This is a genomic window from Pseudomonas sp. CGJS7 (genome assembly GCF_036961695.1).
The window spans coordinates 1-18813 of the sequence record NZ_JBAMDI010000087.1 but is presented as its reverse complement, the minus strand read 5'-3'; the positions used below and the strand labels follow the sequence as shown (position 1 = coordinate 18813).

At 66.5% G+C, this 18813-nt stretch carries 13 protein-coding genes; 10 read left to right on the top strand and 3 right to left on the bottom strand.

Features of this window, described 5'->3' with window-relative positions; all coding sequences use genetic code 11:
- The first annotated feature begins 115 nt into the window (after positions 1 to 115).
- The 8 genes from V7787_RS36015 (at position 116) to V7787_RS35980 (ending at position 11774) form a co-directional block, all read left to right on the top strand.
- The gene (locus tag V7787_RS36015; protein ID WP_336092185.1) at positions 116 to 1354 is read left to right on the top strand and encodes a parallel beta-helix domain-containing protein; all 1239 of its coding nucleotides are present in this window, start codon (positions 116 to 118) and stop codon (positions 1352 to 1354) included.
- Positions 1355 to 1372: 18 nt separating this feature from the next.
- Positions 1373 to 2542, top strand: a complete 1170-nt coding sequence (locus V7787_RS36010; protein WP_336092181.1) for an SO2930 family diheme c-type cytochrome — start codon at positions 1373 to 1375, stop codon at positions 2540 to 2542.
- 102 nt (positions 2543 to 2644) lie between these two features.
- The gene (locus V7787_RS36005; RefSeq protein ID WP_336092178.1) at positions 2645 to 5068 is read left to right on the top strand and encodes a TonB-dependent receptor; all 2424 of its coding nucleotides are present in this window, start codon (positions 2645 to 2647) and stop codon (positions 5066 to 5068) included.
- Between the two features lie 253 nt (positions 5069 to 5321).
- Entirely contained in the window at positions 5322 to 7439 is a 2118-nt protein-coding gene (recG, locus tag V7787_RS36000; protein WP_336092176.1) for an ATP-dependent DNA helicase RecG, read from the top strand.
- 54 nt (positions 7440 to 7493) lie between these two features.
- Positions 7494 to 8228 carry a DUF4166 domain-containing protein gene (locus V7787_RS35995; RefSeq protein WP_336092175.1) on the top strand — a complete coding sequence of 245 codons (735 nt, stop codon included), beginning with the start codon at positions 7494 to 7496 and terminating at the stop codon, positions 8226 to 8228.
- The gene (locus V7787_RS35990; protein WP_336092172.1) at positions 8225 to 9166 is read left to right on the top strand and encodes a nucleoside hydrolase; all 942 of its coding nucleotides are present in this window, start codon (positions 8225 to 8227) and stop codon (positions 9164 to 9166) included. Before V7787_RS35995 ends, V7787_RS35990 begins: the two co-directional genes overlap by 4 nt.
- A gap of 402 nt (positions 9167 to 9568) precedes the next feature.
- The gene (locus V7787_RS35985) at positions 9569 to 9811 is read left to right on the top strand and encodes a type B 50S ribosomal protein L31 (RefSeq protein ID WP_336092169.1); all 243 of its coding nucleotides are present in this window, start codon (positions 9569 to 9571) and stop codon (positions 9809 to 9811) included.
- A 697-nt stretch (positions 9812 to 10508) separates the two neighbouring features.
- The gene (locus V7787_RS35980; RefSeq protein ID WP_442965345.1) at positions 10509 to 11774 is read left to right on the top strand and encodes a citrate synthase; all 1266 of its coding nucleotides are present in this window, start codon (positions 10509 to 10511) and stop codon (positions 11772 to 11774) included.
- 200 nt (positions 11775 to 11974) lie between these two features.
- On the opposite strand, the gene V7787_RS35975 is transcribed toward V7787_RS35980, so the two are convergent.
- From V7787_RS35975 to V7787_RS35965, 3 genes are all read right to left on the bottom strand, one after another.
- Positions 11975 to 12946: a hypothetical protein gene (locus V7787_RS35975; protein WP_336092165.1), complete on the bottom strand. Its 972-nt coding sequence runs from the start codon at positions 12944 to 12946 to the stop codon at positions 11975 to 11977.
- Between the two features lie 67 nt (positions 12947 to 13013).
- Positions 13014 to 13667 (bottom strand): hypothetical protein, encoded by a 654-nt coding sequence (locus tag V7787_RS35970; RefSeq protein WP_336092163.1) that lies wholly within the window; start codon positions 13665 to 13667, stop codon positions 13014 to 13016.
- A 304-nt stretch (positions 13668 to 13971) separates the two neighbouring features.
- A complete protein-coding gene (locus V7787_RS35965) occupies positions 13972 to 16551 on the bottom strand; it encodes a penicillin-binding protein 1A (RefSeq protein ID WP_336092160.1) in 2580 nt (859 codons plus the stop codon).
- Positions 16552 to 17143: 592 nt separating this feature from the next.
- Between V7787_RS35965 and V7787_RS35960 the strand changes: the two genes are divergently transcribed.
- Positions 17144 to 18202, top strand: a complete 1059-nt coding sequence (locus V7787_RS35960; RefSeq protein WP_336092157.1) for a pilus assembly protein PilM — start codon at positions 17144 to 17146, stop codon at positions 18200 to 18202.
- A partial coding sequence (locus V7787_RS35955) for a PilN domain-containing protein (RefSeq protein WP_336092155.1) occupies positions 18202 to 18813 on the top strand: 612 nt, incomplete at its 3' end. The genes V7787_RS35960 and V7787_RS35955, both read left to right, overlap by 1 nt.

Sequence of the window (18813 nt, the reverse complement as noted above, 5' to 3'; positions counted from 1 at the left end):
CCCCCCTAGTCTGCCGCAATCGCCCTCACGCGCGCTCACATCGCCGCCACAGACTCCACGCTTAGCCACCGGCGCGCCGACGCGCGGCCCGGGCGCCAACAACGAGGGGACACTCATGAGCCTGCCGTTCCGCGCTTCCGTTATCGCCGCCTGCGTCCTGGCCGCCCTCGCGGCCGCCGGTTGCGGCCCCGAACAAGCCCAGCACACGCCGACCGCCCAGGTCGCCGCCGGCGATGCCGGTTTCGCCGACACCTTCCGCACCAAACTGCTCGATGCCAAGCCCGGCGACGTGATCGAGGTGCCGGCCGGCCGCTACACCTTCGACCGCAGCCTGACCTTGCGCGTGGACGGTGTGACCATCCGCGGCGCCGGCCCGGATAAATCGGTGCTGAGCTTCAAGGGCCAGAAGGCCGGCGCCGAAGGGCTGCTGGTCAACGCCAGCCAGTTCACCCTGGAAAACATCGCCATCGAAGACAGCAAGGGCGACGGCCTGAAGGTCAACGAAGGCGACCACATCACCATCCGTAACGTGCGGGTGGAGTGGACCGGCGGGCCGAGCACCAAGAACGGCGCTTACGGCCTGTACCCGGTCAAGACCCGCAATGTGCTGATCGAAAATTCGGTGGCGATCGGCGCGTCCGACGCCGGCATCTACGTGGGCCAGTCGCGCGACGTGATCGTGCGCAACAGCCGCGCCGAGTTCAACGTCGCCGGCATCGAGATCGAGAACACCGTCAACGCCGATGTGTACGACAACGTCGCCACCAACAACACCGGCGGCATCCTGGTGTTCAACATGCCGGCGCTGTCGCAGCAGGGCGGCGCGATCCGGGTGTTCAAGAACAAGGTGTTCAAGAACAACACCGCCAACTTCGGCGCCAAGGGCACGCCGGTGGCGAGCGTGCCGGCGGGCAGCGGGGTGGTGGTCAACTCCAACGACGATGTCGAAATCTTCGACAACGACATCAGCGACAACGCCACCACCAACATCATCGTCTCCAGCGTCTACTCCACCGGTTACAAGGACGACAAGGCGGCCAAGGATTTCGATCCTTACCCCGAGCGCATTTTCATCTACGGCAACCGCTTGAAGGGCGGCGGCGAATCGCCCGACGGCCTGGACTTGAAGGCGCTCAAGACCGCGATCTACGGATTGAACGGCCACTTCCCCGATGTGCTGTGGGACGGCTACGCCAACGCCGCGCTCAAGACCGGCCCGCAGATCTGCATCCGCGACGTCTCCGGCGTGGTCAACGCCGACGGCCCGGGCGGCTACAAGAATCCCAGTCAGCAGACCAAACCCTACGCTTGCGATCTGCCGAAATTGCCGGCGATCGATCTCAAGCGCGGTTGATCGATGGGCGCAGTCACGATGCGTTACGCAGTCGCCTTGATCGTGTGTTTGCTGGGCGCGGGGTGCGGAAAACAAGCGGCGCCGCCGAGCGGGCAAGGCGGCGCGGCGACGGTCGCCGCCGATGCGCCCTGGCAGCCGGTGCGGTTCTTCGCCGACGGCCAGCCCGAAGACCTGGCCGAATGGAATGTGTTGCGGGTGGCGGGCGGACGTCTGCAGTTGAACGCGGACGTGCTGCCTTACGATCTCAACACGCCGCTGTTCTCCGACTATGCGCACAAGCTGCGCACGGTGTGGATGCCCAAGGGCGAGAGCGCGGGCTACGACCCCGAGCAGGCCTTCGATTTTCCGGTCGGCACGGTGCTCAGCAAGACCTTCTATTACCCGCGCGGCCAGGGCGATGCGGTGTTGCGCAGCACCGACGAAGGCGCGGACTTGCGTGGCGGCGGTCTGGAGCTGAGCAAGGTGCGCCTGGTAGAAACCCGCTTGCTGCTTCGGCGCAAGGACGGGTGGGTCGCCTTGCCGTACGTGTGGAACAGCGAACAGACCCGGGCCAAGTTGATGCGCGGCGGCGAACTGATTTCGCTGGAACTGGTCGGCGCCGACGGCAAGCGCGAAAACGCCGATTACCAAGTGCCCGATCAGAACCAGTGCGCGGGTTGCCACGGCACCGACATGAAGACCAAGGCGCTGCATCCGCTCGGGCCCAAGGCGCGTCATCTCAATCGCGATGTCGCCTACGCCGACGGCGTCGCCAATCAGATCGCGCGCTGGAGCCAGGTCGGCTACCTGCGCGGCGCGCCGCAGCCGCAAGCCGCGCCGCGCGATGCCAACTGGCGCGATGCGAACGCGCCGCTGGAAGCGCGGGCGCGCGCCTATCTCGATATCAATTGCGGCCATTGCCACAGCCCGAAAGGGCCGGGCAATACGTCCGGGTTGTGGCTGGACGCGGCGACCCAGGAGCCGATGCGGCTGGGCCGCTGCAAGTTGCCGATCGCCGCCGGCAAGGGCACCGGCGACCGACGCCACGATGTGGTGCCGGGCAAGCCGGACGAATCGATCCTGACCTTCCGCATGCTCAGCGACGACCCGTCGGTGATGATGCCGGAACTGGGCCGCAGCGTGGTCCACGAAGAAGGAGTACAACTGATCCGCGACTGGATCGCCGCGCAACAGGGGGCGTGCGGCTGAGCGCCAGAGCCGTTCGAAGGTTGGTTCGGACGGGCAACAAGAAAATCAGAACGCGATGGAACGGGCGCGTTCGAACTCACGACAACGAGAGGGGAGCTTGAGATGTCGCTGCGCAAACACCGCTTGGTCATCGCGACCAATACCGTACTCACCGCCTTGTGCGGCGGCGCGTTCGCGCTGGCCGCGCCGGCCGCCTGGGCGCAGCAAGCCGCGCCCAAGGAACTGGACAAGATCACCGTCACCGCGCAGAGCCGCGAGCAGGAACTGCAGGACGTGCCGATCGCGCTGCAGGTGGTCACCGACCAACTGATCGACGATGTCGCCGCGCAGGATCTGGGCGATCTCGACAGTTTCGTGCCCGGGCTGGTGGTCGACAGTCAGCAGCCGACCCAGCCGGGGTTCCAGTTGCGCGGCATCAGCACCGACGATTTCGGCATCGGCACCGATCCGGCGGTCGGCGTCTACGTCGACGGCGTCTATGCCGGCCGCGGCGGCGGCGTGCTGCTGCCGTTCACCGATGTGGAGCGGATCGAGGTGCTCAAGGGTCCGCAGGGCACGCTGTTCGGCCGCAACACCGCCGCCGGCGCGATCTCGATCATCACCCGCAAGCCCGACACCGCCGCGACCGAGGTCAAGGCCAAGTTGCGCATCGGCAACAACGGCAAGCAATACGTCGACGGCATGTTGAACCTGCCGGTGAGCGAGGACTCGGCGTTCCGCTTCAATGCGCTGGTCAATCATGCCGACGGTTGGATTCAGGACGCCGAAACCGGCATCGACCTGAATCCGGAGAACAACTGGGCCACCCGCGCCGCGTTCAAGACCCGCTTCGGCGAGCGCACCAGCGCCCTGATCAGCTGGGATCACGAGAGCCTGGACCAGAAGGGGCAGGCCACCACCGGCATCGTCGCGTTGCCGCCGGCGCCGGGCTTGCCGACCTTGCCGGTGGACGAATCGGCGTATCTGGACCCGCGCAAGATTCCCACCGTCAGCGACGCCGAAGGCAACGAGGAGTCGCGGCGGTTCGACGGCATGACCTTGATCGTCGATCACGGCTTCGACTGGGGCGGCTTCACCTCGACCACGTCGTGGCGCGATTACGACTCGGTCAACCGGGTCGAGGAAGACGGCACCAACCGCCGTTATCTGTACGTGGACTCGACCAACACCGAAAGCAACCGCAGCTACTACCAGGAGTTCAAGTTCTCCGGCAGCACCGACAAGCTCGACTGGATCGCCGGCGCCAGCTACTTCGACGAACGCGCGCGGCAGACCAGCGAAGTCAATGCGATGACCGACTCGGTCGATACCATCGTGCAGAACCTCGGCCTGGCGCCGACTCCGGACGGGCGCTTGTTCGGCTTCTTCGACGACATCCTCAAGGCCAACGGCATTCCGTTGACGCTGCTCGGCCATCGCTGGAACGAGACCTTCCGCAATACCTTGGACACCAAGGCCTATGCGGTGTTCGGCGACGTGATCTGGCACGCCACCGACAAGCTCAACGTTACCGTGGGCCTGCGCTATACCCGGGACGAGAAGAAATTCTCCTGGCTCAACACGCCGCGCTCGGCGCCGACGCTGGATGCGACCTTGAATCAGCTGCAGGCCATCGGCTTCTTCGACCTGGTCGGGGTGCCGCGCGAGCAGTTCATGTTCGACGTGGCCTTCATCGATCCGCCGGCGATGATGAACAAGGGCATCCTGCGCCGCACCTCCGACAGTTGGAGCGACCTGAGCCCGCGCTTGGTCGTCGACTACCACTTCAACGACGACACCATGGTGTTCGCGTCGCTGGCCAAGGGCTACAAGGCCGGCGGCTTCAACTCGTTGCAGATCGGCAGCAGCTTCGAGAACGAGGATGTCTGGAACTTCGAGACCGGCATCAAGAAGTCGTTCCCGAATCAACGTCTGCAGCTCAACGCATCGGCGTTCTATTACGTCTACGACAACCGTCAGGCCGTGCGTCTGGACAGCAGCACCGACATCCCGCGCTTCGTCGTCGACACCTCGGACCTGGAGGCCTATGGTCTGGACTTCGACATGCGCTGGCAGGCCACCGACAATTTCGGCCTGGACTTCAACGCCGGCTTCATCGACTCGACCTACAAGAACTACGTGACCTCCGACGGCATCGACGCCAGCGGCGATCCGACCGGGCTGCCGTATTGGTCGGCCGCTGGCGGCGCGCATTACGTCTGGAACCTGGGCGAGCGCGGCGATGTGCGTTTCTCGCTGCGCCATGCCTACCGCGGCAAGGTGCGTTGCAGCGAGGAGTCGCGCGCGCAGAACCGCTGCGGCGTGAGTCCGGCGCTGGACTTGGGCGAAGCGCAGAACCGCACCGACTTGCGGGTGGCGTGGACTTCGCCGCAGGGGCGGTGGGGCTTGGCCGCTTACGGCAACAACCTGTTCGATAACCAGTACATCAATGCGCTGGGGACCTACGGCAAGAATGTGCTGGGCACGGTGGGGGCGCGGGTGAGCGAGCCGCGGTCTTATGGGGTGGAGTTCAGCGCCAAGTATTAAGGTTCGCAGTAGGGATTCGGGAATCGAAAGGCGAGGGCACGCTTTTCGCTCGTCATCCCCGCGAAGGCGGGGATCCAGGGCTTTATCGCGATATGGCTCTGAAGTCTCTGGATCCCCGCCTTCGCGGGGATGAGGAGCAAAAGCAAATCCCCCCTTGCCCCCCTTTTTCAAAGGGGGTTCTCCGTTGGGGGGTGTTGGGAGCTGATGCTGCTTCGCATCCCCAATCCTCGCTCTCACCCCGTATCCTTGCGCGATGCAGAAACGCAAGGACGGCCCCGCCGTCGATCTCCACACCCAACCGCTGCCGCGCCTGCCCGGGGTCGGACCGGCCGTGGCGGAGAAACTGGCCGCGCGCGGGTTGCTGACCCTGCAGGATTTTTGGCTGCATCTGCCGCGCCAGTACGAGGACCGCACCCAGATCACCCCGATCCGATTGCTCCAGCCCGGTGTCGCGGCGCAGGCGGAAGGGCGGGTGGAGGCGGTCGAGCGCGGTTTCCGTTACCGGCCGATGCTGCGGGTGGCGGTCGGCGACGACTCGCGCGCGACCGTGGTGCTGCGTTTCTTTCACTTCCGCGCCACCCAGGTCGCGCAGTTCCGGGTCGGTGCGCGGGTGCGGTTGTACGGCACGCCCAAGCCCGGGCAGAACGGTCTGGAAATCGTCCATCCCAGTTACCGCGTCCTCGACGATGAGGACGACGTCGCGCTGGGCGAGCGGCTCGACCCGGTCTATCCGACGATCGAAGGCATCGGCCCGGCGACCTTGCGCCGATTGATCGGCTACGCCCTCGACCGCCTGCCCGACGACGCTGCGCTGGAACTGCTGCCGCGCGAACTGCGCGAGCGCCTGAGCCTGCCGACCTTGCGCGAGGCGCTGCTGACCGTGCACCGGCCGCCGGTGGACGCCGACGTCGCCGCGCTGATCGACGGCCGTCACCCAGCGCAACGGCGCCTGGCGCTGGAAGAATTGCTGGCCCACCACTTGAGCCTGCGCCGGCAGCGGATCAGCCAGCAGGCGCACAAGGCGCGGCCGCTGAAGCAGATGCCGCTGGCCGAACGCCTGCGCAAGTCGCTGCCGTTCAAGCTCACCGGCGCGCAGAAACGCGTGTTCGACGAAATCCGCGCGGACCTGGCCAAGCCCTCGCCGATGCTGCGGCTGGTGCAGGGCGACGTCGGCAGCGGCAAGACCGTGGTCGCCGCGTTGGCGGCGATGCTCGCGGTCCAGCACGGCCGCCAGGCCGCGTTGATGGCGCCGACCGAACTGTTGGCCGAACAACACCTCAACAATCTGCGCCGCTGGCTCGAGCCTTTGGACGTCCGGGTCGCGTGGTTGGCGGGCAAGGTCACCGGCCGCGCGCGCAAGACAGTGCTGGAAGAAGTCGCCAACGGCGAAGCGCGGGTGGTGGTCGGCACCCATGCCTTGATGCAGGAAGGGGTGGCGTTCAAGGATCTGGCCTTGGCGATCGTCGACGAACAACATCGCTTCGGCGTGCACCAGCGTCTGGCGCTGCGCGACAAGGGCGCCGGCGGTGCGGTCGGCGAGGATGCCATCGTGCCGCATCAGTTGGTCATGACCGCCACGCCGATCCCGCGCACCTTGGCGATGACGGCGTATGCCGATCTGGACGTGTCGGCGATCGACGAATTGCCGCCCGGCCGCACGCCGGTGCAGACCGTGGCGCTGAGCGAAGAGCGTCGTCCCGAGTTGGTGCAGCGCATCCGCAGCGCCTGCGCGGAAGGGCGGCAAGCGTATTGGGTGTGCACGCTGATCGACGAATCCGATGAGGTGCAGGCGCAAGCGGCGCAGAGCACGTTCGAAGAATTGTCGAAACAACTGGCGCCGTTGCGGGTGGGTCTGGTCCATGGCCGGATGAAGGCCAAGCAAAAGCAGGAGACGATGCGCGCGTTCAAGGACGGCGAACTCGATCTGCTGGTCGCCACCACCGTGATCGAAGTCGGCGTCGACGTACCCAACGCCTCGCTGATGATCATCGAGAACGCCGAACGCCTGGGGCTGGCGCAATTGCATCAATTGCGCGGCCGCGTCGGCCGCGGCAGCGCCGCGTCGAGTTGCGTGCTGTTGTATCGCTCGCCCTTGTCGGGTCTGGCGCGGCAACGTCTGGAAACCATGCGCCAGACCCACGACGGTTTCGTCATCGCCGAGAAAGATCTGGAACTGCGCGGACCCGGCGAGTTGCTCGGCACCCGCCAGACCGGCCTGGCCGGTTTCCGCGTCGCCGATCTGGGCCGCGATGCGGATCTGTTGCCGCTGGTGCAGGAGCTCGGCGAGCGCTTGCTCAAGACCTCGCCGGAACTGGCCGAGCGGATCGTCTCGCGCTGGGTCGGCGGCGCGGCGCGTTACGCCTCGGCCTGATCGAAGGCGAGGGCGCGCAGTCGCCGGCTTGCCGGGCCCTGCCTGGGCCGAAATGTGCCCGATTCGACGCTCGCCGCGGCCGATTCCCACACCGCCTCAAGATTTGGCATAGTGGGCCGCCAGCTGGAGCGCCCCACCCGGATGCCGGGAGCCCTTCAAAACGCGGCAATGCAATGGTTCGGCCCGGAGTTCCAACGGCTGCATCCCTTGCTGCAAGCGCTGCACCGCAGCGGCGGCACCCTGGGCGGCGAGATCGCCCTCTCCACCGGCAGCGGATGGGCTGGCCGCCTTGGCCGGCGCCTGGCGCGCAAGCTCGGCATTCCCATCGACCGCCCGCGGCGCGGATTCCGGGTCGATATCGTCCACGACGACCACGCGATGCAATGGCGCCGGCGCTTCGACGACGGCAGCGAACTGATTTCGATCTTTCGGCCGGTGGGCCGCTATCCCGACGGCCACTGGCTGGAATCCACCGGGCCGGCACGGATGAAGCTCGGCGTCGATCTCGACGGCGGCGGCTGGCGTTGGCGCCTGCGCGGCGTCGACGTGGGCGGCGTGCCGCTGCCTTTGTTCCTGTTCCCGCGCACCGATGCCTACAAACGCATCGAGCGCATCGACGGCGAAGAACGTTATCGCTTCGCCGTGGCTTTTTCGTTGTTTCCCTTCGGCGAACTGCTGCGCTACGAAGGCGCGCTGCACGCCATCCCGGCCGCTATGGCCTCATCGGCCGATCCGGCCGGCGCGGCGGAGACCGCCGCGCGCAGTTGCACAGAACGAGTGATTACATGACCGACCGCATTCCCCTGCTTATCGACACCGACCCGGGCGTGGACGACGCGCTCGCCTTGCTGATGGCCTTCAACGATCCGCGCCATGAGCTGGTCGGCCTGACCATCGCCGCCGGCAACGTCGGCCTGAAGCACACCGTGGCCAACGCATTGAAGCTGTGCGAAGTGTCCGGCGTCGACGTGCCGGTGTTTTCCGGCGCCGAAGCGCCGTTGCTGCATCCTTCGCCCGATGCCGGTTATGTGCACGGCCAGGACGGCTTCGGCGATGTCGGCTATGAAGCGGCCAAGCGCCAGGTCGAAGCCGAACACGCCGCGCTGGCGATCATCCGCCTTTCGCACCAGTACGCCGGCAAATTGCTGCTGGTCGCGCTCGGCCCGCTGACCAACGTCGCGCTCGCGCTCAAGCTCGATCCGACCTTGCCGCAACGCATCGCCCGGCTGGTGGTGATGGGCGGCGCGGTGACGTGCCAGGGCAACATCACTCCGGCGGCCGAGTTCAACATCTACTTCGATCCGGAAGCGGCGCACATCGTATTCGAAGCCTTCGACCACATCGATCTGGCCGACTGGGAAGCGGTGATGGCGCACGGCTTCCTGCACGAAGACGTGGTCGGCTGGCTCAAGGCCGACTCGGCGCGGGCGAAGTTCTACGAGCGCATTTCCGAAAAGACCCGGCTGTGGTCGATCGACCGCCGCGGCGACCACTGGCATGCCGCCGACGCATTGGCGATGGCGTTCGCGTTGGAACCCGACGGCGCGCAGGACGTGCAATCGCGGCCGGTGTCGATCGAACTGGAGGGCGCGCATGCGCGCGGTGCGACCGTGGTGGATTGGCGGCGGCAGGAAGGGCGGCCGGATAAGGTGGCTATTTTGATGAAGTACGATCAACAGCGATTCGAACGCCTGATCCAGGCAGCGCTGGCCGCGTCCCCCGCGTAGAGAACCAATTAACGCCTTATCGATCCGAAGCCGCCCAGCAGACGCCGGGCGGCTTCAAATCCCGCGCCCCGCGTAGAGAACCAATTAACGCCTTATCGATCCGAAGCCGCCCAGCAGACGCCGGGCAGCTTCAAATCCCGCGCCCCGCGTAGAGAACCAATTAACGCCTTATCGATCCGAAGCCGCCCGGCAGACACTGGGCGGCTTCCTGGTCTCAGAGCTTCTTGGGACAAGCCCTAATCGTCCCCCAGGAGCGGCGCCAGCCGCGACAGCGCTTCCACGGATCAGCCAAAGCGCAGGAGCCACCGCACCCCCAAACATTTCGCTAATCCCAGACTTGCGCCCCCCACCACCTCACCGCTATACTGCCCGACTTTCCCGCACACCTTAAGGTTGAGTGCCATGAAGGCAGGCATCCATCCCGAATACCGCGACGTCGTCTTCCAGGACGTCACCACCGATTTCCAGATCCTGACCCGTTCGACCCTGTCGAGCAAGGAAACGATCAAGATCGATGGCGCTGAGTATCCGTTGATCAAGGTCGACATCTCGTCGGCTTCGCACCCGTTCTACACGGGCAAGCACAAGATCATGGACACCAGCGGCCGCGTCGACAAGTTCCGCAAGCGTTACGCGCAGAAGTAATCGCGTGCCGCGCCGGAGCGATCCGGCGGAACATCGCTGCATGCACAACGGCTGCCCGCGAGGGCGGCCGTTTGCGTTTGCGTCGAAAAATCGCGTGGAGAGAAGGTTCGCTCGCAACATGTTCGATCTTCACTATCCGTATGTGCGGGCAACGCTGCCTGTGCGAGGCGGCGTCGTGTTTTCAGCGCGGATCGGTTCGCGATCGTTCGATCGGCAGGCCGCCGACATCGCGACCCCGACAAGAACGCCGGCCTAACCGTCGCCCCGCGAAAGCAGACGCACGTCCGCCCCAGAGCAGGCCGCTCAACCGGCCGATCCGGCAAGGCGCCCGTCGCGCCCGCGGGCTTCGTCCGCAATCCCGGCCCATCGCCTCGGCTTGGCGGCCCGCCCGGCGCTTGCCAGCCCCGGCTGCGGCCGCTGCCCGTACGCCCAGCCGCCACATCCCGGCAATCGGCCGGTTAAATACTGACCGCGCCGGCCCGACCCGGTGCCGCCGACGCAACGCTCCGTCGCATTCGGGCCGGCCGGCCGACCAAAGTCCGAGCTTGGGCTCAATCGGCGTTGTGCGATAATTCACTATCGCGATGTGCTCGCGACCCCCCGTTCCCCTCCTGCCGCGGCCACCCTCTGCGGCAGGCAGACTGAGGAGTGTTTCGTGTCTGAAGATTCCAACAAAACCCGCCTCGATCAGGTCAGCGTGACCGCCGGCGACAAGAACTTCGCTTTGCCGGTGCAGCATCCGGTGCTCGGCGCTCCGTGCGTCGACATCGCCAAGCTGCCGAAAGAAACCGGGATGTTCACCTACGACCCGGGCTTCACCGCGACCGCCAGCTGCAAGTCGGCGATCACCTACATCGACGGCGACGCGGGCGTGCTGCTGTACCGCGGTTACCCGATCGAACAGCTCGCGGAGAAGTCGAACTTCCTGGAAGTCGCGTATCTGCTGATGAATGGCGAACTGCCGACGCAGACCGAGTTCTCCAAGTTCGAACACGAAGTCACGCATCACACGATGATGCACGAGGCATTCCGCACCTTCTTGTACGGCTTCCGCCACGACGCCCATCCGATGGCGATGCTGGTCGGCATGCTCGGCTCGATGGCGAGCTTCTATCACAACGAGTTGGACCTGGAAGATCCGGAGCAGCGCCGTCTGGCCGCGATCCGCCTGATCGCCAAGGTGCCGACCATCGCCGCGGCCTGCCACCGTTACTCGATCGGTTGGCCGATCCGCTATCCCAAGAACAGCCTGGACTACACCACGCGCTTCCTGCACATGCTGTTCGAAGTGCCGAGCGAGCCGCTGGAACTGAGCCCGGTCGCGGCCAAGGCGATGGACCTGTTGTTCATCCTGCACGCCGATCACGAGCAGAACGCCTCGACCTCGACCGTGCGCCTGGTCGGTTCCACCGGCGCCAACCCGTACGTGAGCGTCGCCTCGGGCGTCGCCGCGCTGTGGGGACCGGCGCACGGCGGCGCCAACGAGGCCGTGCTCAAGATGCTCAACGAGATCGGCCGTCCGGAGAACGTCAAGTCGGCGGTCGAAAAGGCCAAGGACAAGGAATCGGGCTTCCGCCTGATGGGCTTCGGCCACCGCGTCTACAAGAACTACGACCCGCGCGCCGCGCTGGTCCGCAAGATGACCCACGACGTGCTCGGCGAGCTCGGCATCAACGATCCGCTGCTGGACGTGGCGATGAAGCTGGAAGAAGCGGCGCTGAAGGACGATTACTTCGTCCAGCGCAAGCTCTACCCGAACGTCGATTTCTACTCGGGCATCATCTACAAGGCGCTCGGCATCCCGGTGGAAATGTTCACCGTGATGTTCGCCATCGCGCGCACCGCCGGCTGGGTGTCGCATTGGCTGGAGCAGCAGAACGATCCCGAGAACAAGATCGGCCGTCCGCGCCAGATCTACACCGGTCACGGCGTGCGCGATTACGTCGCTTCCGACAAGCGCTGATTCCACGGTCGTTGTTCGCGAAAACGCCCCGCTCAGCGGGGCGTTTTCTTTTTGTCGGCATGTCGTGCGTCGATACGTTCGATAACGCGAAAGCGCGAGCGGCGGGCGTGGCGCTGTTGGCTCGTGGCATCTCCTTGGCGAGCGTCGCGGATAAACGCGAGCCGCGTCGCCGCCGCTCCGGAGTCGTCATGCGCGATCGGTCACCGATCGCTGCGCGCCACCGCCGGGAGCGTTGCCTGCAAATCGTCGATGAAGTGAGCGTACGCGCGCCGGTCGTCTTCGGCGCCCGGGTGCAGGCGTTCGCGTTGCGCTTGCGCCTGCCGCGCGGCGCGCGCCGGACTCATCGCGCCGTCGAGCACGCCGTCGCGCAACTGCCGCAGGCGCAACAGGCTCATGCCCGAGGCGCGCGCGTACTTGCCGCTCTGAGCGAGAAAGAACCCGCTCAGCGCCGGAGCGATGCGCGCGTCGTCGGCGAGGTCGCGACGCGCGTATTCGTAGATCCGCGCCTGTTTCCACGGGTCGAAGCCGCGGGTGCCGAAGCTGTCGTACTGGCTCAGGAAAATCTGCGTGGTCGGCGCGACGATGCGCGCCTCGCGCGGCTTTCCCGGAGCGCTCCACACCGCGACGGTGTGGTTGGCGGTCGGCCAGAACAAACCCACGTTGCGCACGCCGCCGCGGCGGGCGAGAAAGGCGAACAACGCCGACAGCTCATCGCATTCGGCGGTGGCGGTGATCGCGGTGGGACGGACTTGGCGCAGCGCGCGCCATTGGCTCCAGATCGCGTCGGAATTGGGTTCGCGGTCGGTGATCGCCCAATGCAAGTTCCAGTAACCCCCGTCGCGGGTCGCTTCGAACAGCAGGCGCAGATAGGCGTAGTCGGGGTAGGGCAGTTGCGCGGCGCTTACGCCTTGCGCGGCGAGCAGGGCATCGTAGTCGGCGCGCACCGCGGGGCTGGACTGCGATGCGGCCGCTTGCGCGCGCAGACGGGCGACCAGGTCGGCGAGCGTGCCTGCGGTCGTGGTCGCGGCGGTTGCTTGGGCGTTGCGTGCTGGCGGTGCCGCAGCCGCGCTGCTGGCTTGCATGCACGCCCATAGCGCGCAGACCAGCAGCCCCAGGCCGTGCGCGCCGCGTCGGCGCGGCGACGCGATCGAGGTGTTTACGCTTTTGCCCACTCGTTCGATCCTTCGAACCGTTTCCGGGTAGTTGCCTTGGGTTTTGTTCGAACGCCGCGTTATCGCGCTAGCCGCGCTCGAACTCGGAAATCTCTTCGTCGGCCATCAACTGCCGCAACTGGCCGATCGAGGCGCGCTTCATCGGTTTCTCATCGACGTTGGACAGCGGCGCCTGGCGCAGCACGTCCAGCGGCAGCACGGTCAGATCGAAGCTCAGTTCTTCGGCGCTGAACACCCACACCGGGAAATCGTCGCTGCGTTCGCGGTCCAGGCGCAGGCGCCGGTCGCGCTCTTCGGCCGGGATGCGGTGCTGTTCCAGGAACATCGGCACCGCGGCGGGATCGTCGCTGTACAGATGCAGCGCGACCGGGCTGCGCGCGTCGGCGGTGCCGTCGAGCACCGGGCCGACCAGGCGCGGCTCGAACTCGGCGAAGAATTCCAGCGCGCGCAACGCGGCTTCGCGGCGCCGGCGCAGGCCGTCGCCGTGCTCGCGCTGGAACAGGCGTTGGTATTCGCGCAGCGCGTCCTCGATTTCGCGGTTACGCGGCAGCGAGGCGTCGTCGAAGATGCCCAGCCGCTCGGCGGCCTTGAGCTTGGCCTGGTGGTAGTCGCGGATGCCGCTTTCGGCGATCAGCCGGGCCGCTTCGTGGGCGAGGCGGTGACGGCGCTCGCGGATGCGGGTTTGCGCATGCTGATGTGCGTGCTGTCGGGCCTGGTGCATCTCGACCTCCGGGCTGGCACGTCACGGCGATGGCTTTCGCCGCGGCCGGGTTGGACCGGCAGCCCAAAGCTAGCACGTTAGTTCGGCACGGCAATGTCTGAACCGGTGCGCGCGGCAAGGCGCCAGATCGCGCAAGCGGCTGGCGTTCAGGCGCCGATGAAGGCGGCGCGAAGGCGGCGATGAAGATTGTGCTTCGACCGCGGCGGGCTCGATCGCGGCCGCCAGGGCGCCGGGCAAGAAAAAAGCCGCACGCGCCAGGCGTGCGGCTTTCGGGTTCGCGGCGATTGCCCGGTTCGGCCGCCGATCAGAAGATATCGAAGGATTCTTCCGAGGGCGCGGCGTCTTCATTGCCGTAGTCGGTGTAGGTCTGCATGCGTTCCAGGTCCTCGGCCTTGACCCACTCGATCACCCCGCCGGTGCCGTCCGGGATCAGCGCGCCGCCGGCGCCGACGGAGACCTTGACCATGCCCTGCGGCGGCTCGTTGGGCTGCAGCGGCTGGTCCTTGAGCGCCACGCGCATGTAGTCGATCCAGATCGGCAACGCGGCCTTGCCGCCGTACTCGCGGTAGCCCAGCGACTTGTAGTTGTCGCGGCCGACCCAGACGGTGGTGACGTAAGGGCCGCCGAAACCGGAGAACCAGGCGTCGCGGTGGTCATTGGTCGAGCCGGTCTTGCCGCCGACGTCGTCGCGGCCGAGCACCTTGGCGGCGGTGCCGGTGCCGCGTTTGACCACGTCGCGCAGCATCGAGACGATCTGGTAGGCGATGCGGTCGTCGATCGCCCGCGGGGCGACGTTGATCGCGGCGATTTCGGCCGGGGTGAGCGGCTTGCGCTCCGGTTCGGCCGGCTTCTTGTCCTTGTCCTTGCTCTTGTCCTTCGGCTCGGGTTTCTTGGTCTCGCCGCCGGTGGTGCCGGGGCCGAGATCGAAACCGTCGACGATATTGTTGGCCGGCAGCGCCGCCGACGCGGTGCTGCCGCGGCCGACGCATTCGGGGCAGGCGGTGGCGGGCTTTTCCTTGAACACCACCGCGCCGGCGCGGTCCTTGACCTCGTCGATGAACCACGGGGTGATGCGGAAACCGCCGTTGGCGAAGGTGGCGTAGCCGCGCGCGACCGACAGCGGGGTCAGCGAGGCGGTGCCCAGCGACATCGACAGGTTCGGCGGCAGTTGATCGATCTCGAAGCCGAAGTGGTTGATGTACTTGCGCGCGAAGTCCACCCCGATCGCGTCGAGCAGGCGCACCGAGACCAGGTTGCGCGACTGCACCATCGCCTCGCGCACCCGCATCGGGCCGGCGAAGTTGCCGCTGTCGTTCTGCGGACGCCACAGGTGGCCGCGGCGATCCTTGAACACCACCGGGGCGTCGAGCACGATCGAGGCCGGGTTGTAGCCGCGTTCGAACGCGGCCGCGTACACGAACGGCTTGAAGCTGGAGCCCGGCTGGCGGCGCGCCTGGGTGGCGCGGTTGAACTTGGCCCCGGCGAAGCTGTAACCGCCCGACAGCGCGCGCAGCGCGCCGTTGGCCGGTTCCAGCGACACCAGCGCGGCCTGCGCCTGCGGCAGCTGATCCAGGCGATAGGTCACCACCGGCGGCTTGGCCGGCGCCGCCGGCGTTTGCGCGCCGGTTTGGCCGGCTTCGGCGGTTTCCGGCTTGTCCGCTTCCGCCGCGGTTTCGATCCGCGCGATCCGGGTCACGTCGCCGCGCTTGAGCAGGCTGCCGGGGCTGCGGCCGGCGAAGCCCTGTTTCTCGCCCAGGGTCAGCTCGGTGCCGTCGGCGAGCACGAAGCTGGCCTGCGAGCCGGCCACCGACAGCACCACCGCCGGCAGCAAGTTGGCCTGGGCCGGGATGCCGCGCAAACGCACGCGCGCGGCGGCGGCGTCTTCGCTCGGGGCCAGATCGAAGTGCTGCTCGACCCCGTGCCAGCCGTGGCGGCGGTCGTACACCGACAAGCCCGCGCGCACCGCCTTGTCGGCGGCGACCTGCAGGGTCGGGTCGATGGTGGTGGTGACGTGGTAGCCCTTGGTCAGCGCCTCGGCGCCGTAACGGGCAACCATTTCCTGGCGGACCATTTCGGCCACGTACGGCGCGTAGACCTCCACCGGCCGCTCGTGCGGGCTGGCGTGCATCGGCACGGCCTTGGCCTCCGCCGCCTCGGCGGCGGTGACGAATTTCTGCTCGGCCATGCGGTCGAGGATGTAGTCGCGGCGGATCTTGGCGCGTTCGGGATTGCTCAGCGGGTTGCCGCTGGAGGGGAACTTGGGGATGCCCGCGAGCGAGGCCATCTCATCCAGGCTCAGCTCGTTCATCTTCTTGCCGTAATAGAACTCCGCCGCCGCGCCGACGCCGTAGGCGCGGTTGCCGAAGAAGCTCTTGTTCAAGTACAGCTCGAAGATCTCGTCCTTGCTCAGTTCCTGCTCCATGCGCATGGCCAGCAGCATTTCGCCGAGCTTGCGCTTGTAGCTGTATTCCGAGCTCAGGAAGTACTGGCGCGCGACCTGCTGGGTGATGGTCGAACCGCCCGGCACGCGCTTGTCGTCGGTGGTCGCCAGCAGCCAGATCGCCCGGCCGATGCCTTTGTAGTCGATGCCGTGGTGCTGGTAGAAGCGCGAGTCTTCGATCGCGATGAAGGCCTGCTTCTGGCGTTCGGGTACGTCTTCGATGGCGATCGGGTAGCGCCGGGTCTCGCCGAACATCGCCATCAGGCGGCCGTCGCGGGCGTAGACGTACATGGGCTCCTGCAGCTCGATGGTGCGCAGGGTCTCCACATCGGGCAGCTTGGGGACGATCAGGTAGTACAAGGTGCCGAGCGCGATGGCGCCCAGCAGGGCCGCGCCGATGAACGCGTAGAGCGCCCAGCGCAGCCAACGGCGAATACGGGACATCGAATCGGGTTCCGGAGTCGGTGGTCGTGGCGGGGAAGTATAGAGGAGCGCGGATCGCGACCTCGGTCGCGATTCGCACCGGCGGGGGTCGGTCGGTTCCCCGCCGGCGGGTCGGGATAATCCGAGCCCGGCGGCGGCCCGGCCGGCCGCCGGGTCGGGCGGCTGGATGGTGGGTGGCGCCGTGGGCGCGGCTCACTCAGCCTCACGGGTTTGCGCGACCGCTTGCGCGAGCTGTGAACGCAGGCGCAGTGCGCCCGGCGCGGGGCTGCGCGAACTGTAGCGGCGGGCACGGATCGCGGCGCGGCGGCGATCGCAGGATCGGCCGACGGCCCCGTGCGGGCGACAAATAGACTGCCGCGCGAGCAAGCCCCGTCGCGCGGTTGTGCCTTGTCGCTACCGGCTCATGGCGGATTTATTGCACTTGGCACTTGACCGGTGGACTGACGGTGGTGGTCACGTGACGCCAAGGGTCAAAAAAGCACGACTGGGTTGGCAAACCTAAAAGAAGTGGTTGCCAGCCTGTGAAAAGTCCGTTATCTAATCCGGGGCCACACGAAGTGCGCGTAAGCGCTTGTGGCATGGGGAGATAACTGTGGGACTCATCACAAAAAGCCAGCCGGCCTTGGTCGGTGTGGATATCAGTTCGACCGCGGTAAAGTTATTGCAACTCTCACGAGTGGGCAATCGCTACCGTGTTGAGCACTATGCGGTCGAGCCGCTGCCGCCCAATGCGGTGGTGGAAAAGAACATCGTCGAGGTCGAAGCGGTAGGCGAGGCGATCAAACGCGCCGTCGCCCGATCGGGGACCCGCGTCAAGCACGCCGCCGCCGCGGTCGCCGGTTCTTCGGTGATCACCCGCGTCATCGGCATGCCCGGCGATCTCGACGAAGACGAACTGGAATCCCAGATCGAACTGGAGGCGGCCAATTACGTGCCGTATCCGATCGATGAGGTGAACCACGACTTCGAAGTCCTCGGCCCGATGCCGGGCAGCCCGGACATGGTCCAGGTGCTGCTCGCCGCCTCGCGTTCGGAGAACGTCGAAGTGCGCGCTTCGGCCCTGGAGCTGGGCGGGCTGACGCCGAAGGTCATGGACGTGGAAGCGTTCGCGATCGAAAACGCGTTCGCGCTGCTCGCCGACACGCTGAGCAGCCCGCGCGACGGTCTGGTCGCGCTGGTCGACTCGGGCGCGACGATGACCACGCTCAACGTTTTGCGCAACGGCCGCAGCCTGTATCACCGCGAACAGGTGTTCGGCGGCAAGCAGCTGACCGATGAGGTCATGCGCCGCTACGGCCTGAGCTACGAAGAAGCCGGTCTGGCCAAGCGCCAGGGCGGGCTGCCCGAGAGCTATCAGGCCGAAGTGCTTGAGCCGTTCAAGGAAGCGATGGTCCAGCAGGTCAGCCGTTTGCTGCAGTTCTTCTATGCCGGCAGCGAGTTCAACCGCGTCGATCAGATCGTTCTGGCCGGCGGCGGCGCTTCGATTCCGCGCATCGCCGAGATGGTCGAAGAACAGCTCGGCGTACCGACCACCGTGGCCAACCCGCTTGCGCACATGACCCTGGGCCCGCGCGTCCAGGCGCACGCGCTGGCGCAGGACGCTCCGGCGCTGATGATTGCCTGCGGCCTGGCCCTGAGGAGCTTCGACTGATGGCACGCATCAACCTGCTCCCGTGGCGCGCCGAGCGCCGCAAGGCGCGACAGAAAGAATTCGGCGCGATCCTCGGCCTGTCGGCCCTGGCCGCCGTGGTTCTGTCGGGCCTGATCGTTTTCTATTACAACAGCGAAATCAGCGGTCAGCAGGACCGCAATACCTTCCTTGACGGGCAGATCGCCGAAGTCGACAAGAAGATCAAGGAGATCGAGGAGCTCGACAAGAAGAAGGCCAAGCTGCTCGCGCGCAAGGAAGTGATCGAGAAGCTGCAGTCCAACCGTTCGCAGATGGTGCACCTGTTCGATTCGCTGGTGCGCACCATTCCCGACGGCGCGGTGCTGACCGCGATCAAGCAGGACGCCGAGACGCTGACCCTGGAAGGCCGCGCCCAGTCCAACGCCCGCGTCAGTACCTACATGCGCACCCTGGAAGTCTCCGGCTGGATGACCAAGCCGGACCTGACCATCATCGAGGCCAAGGACGGTGGCGGTAAGGGGCTGCCGTACGAGTTCAAGCTGACGGTGAAGCTGGCCAATCCGAACGCGCCCAAGGATGAAGACGGCGACGGCATTCCGGACGGTCCGGCGCCCGCCGCGGCTCCGGCGGCC

What these genes read in the sequence shown, in the direction of transcription:
- V7787_RS35990 (WP_336092172.1), top strand. Translation starts at nt 8,225, where the DNA reads ATGACCGACCGCATTCCCCTGCTTATCGACACCGACCCGGGCGTGGAC.
- V7787_RS35965 (WP_336092160.1), bottom strand. Translation starts at nt 16,551, where the DNA reads ATGTCCCGTATTCGCCGTTGGCTGCGCTGGGCGCTCTACGCGTTCATC.
- V7787_RS36010 (WP_336092181.1), top strand. Translation starts at nt 1,373, where the DNA reads ATGCGTTACGCAGTCGCCTTGATCGTGTGTTTGCTGGGCGCGGGGTGC.
- V7787_RS35985 (WP_336092169.1), top strand. Translation starts at nt 9,569, where the DNA reads ATGAAGGCAGGCATCCATCCCGAATACCGCGACGTCGTCTTCCAGGAC.
- V7787_RS36005 (WP_336092178.1), top strand. Translation starts at nt 2,645, where the DNA reads ATGTCGCTGCGCAAACACCGCTTGGTCATCGCGACCAATACCGTACTC.
- V7787_RS36015 (WP_336092185.1), top strand. Translation starts at nt 116, where the DNA reads ATGAGCCTGCCGTTCCGCGCTTCCGTTATCGCCGCCTGCGTCCTGGCC.
- V7787_RS35970 (WP_336092163.1), bottom strand. Translation starts at nt 13,667, where the DNA reads ATGCACCAGGCCCGACAGCACGCACATCAGCATGCGCAAACCCGCATC.
- recG (WP_336092176.1), top strand. Translation starts at nt 5,322, where the DNA reads ATGCAGAAACGCAAGGACGGCCCCGCCGTCGATCTCCACACCCAACCG.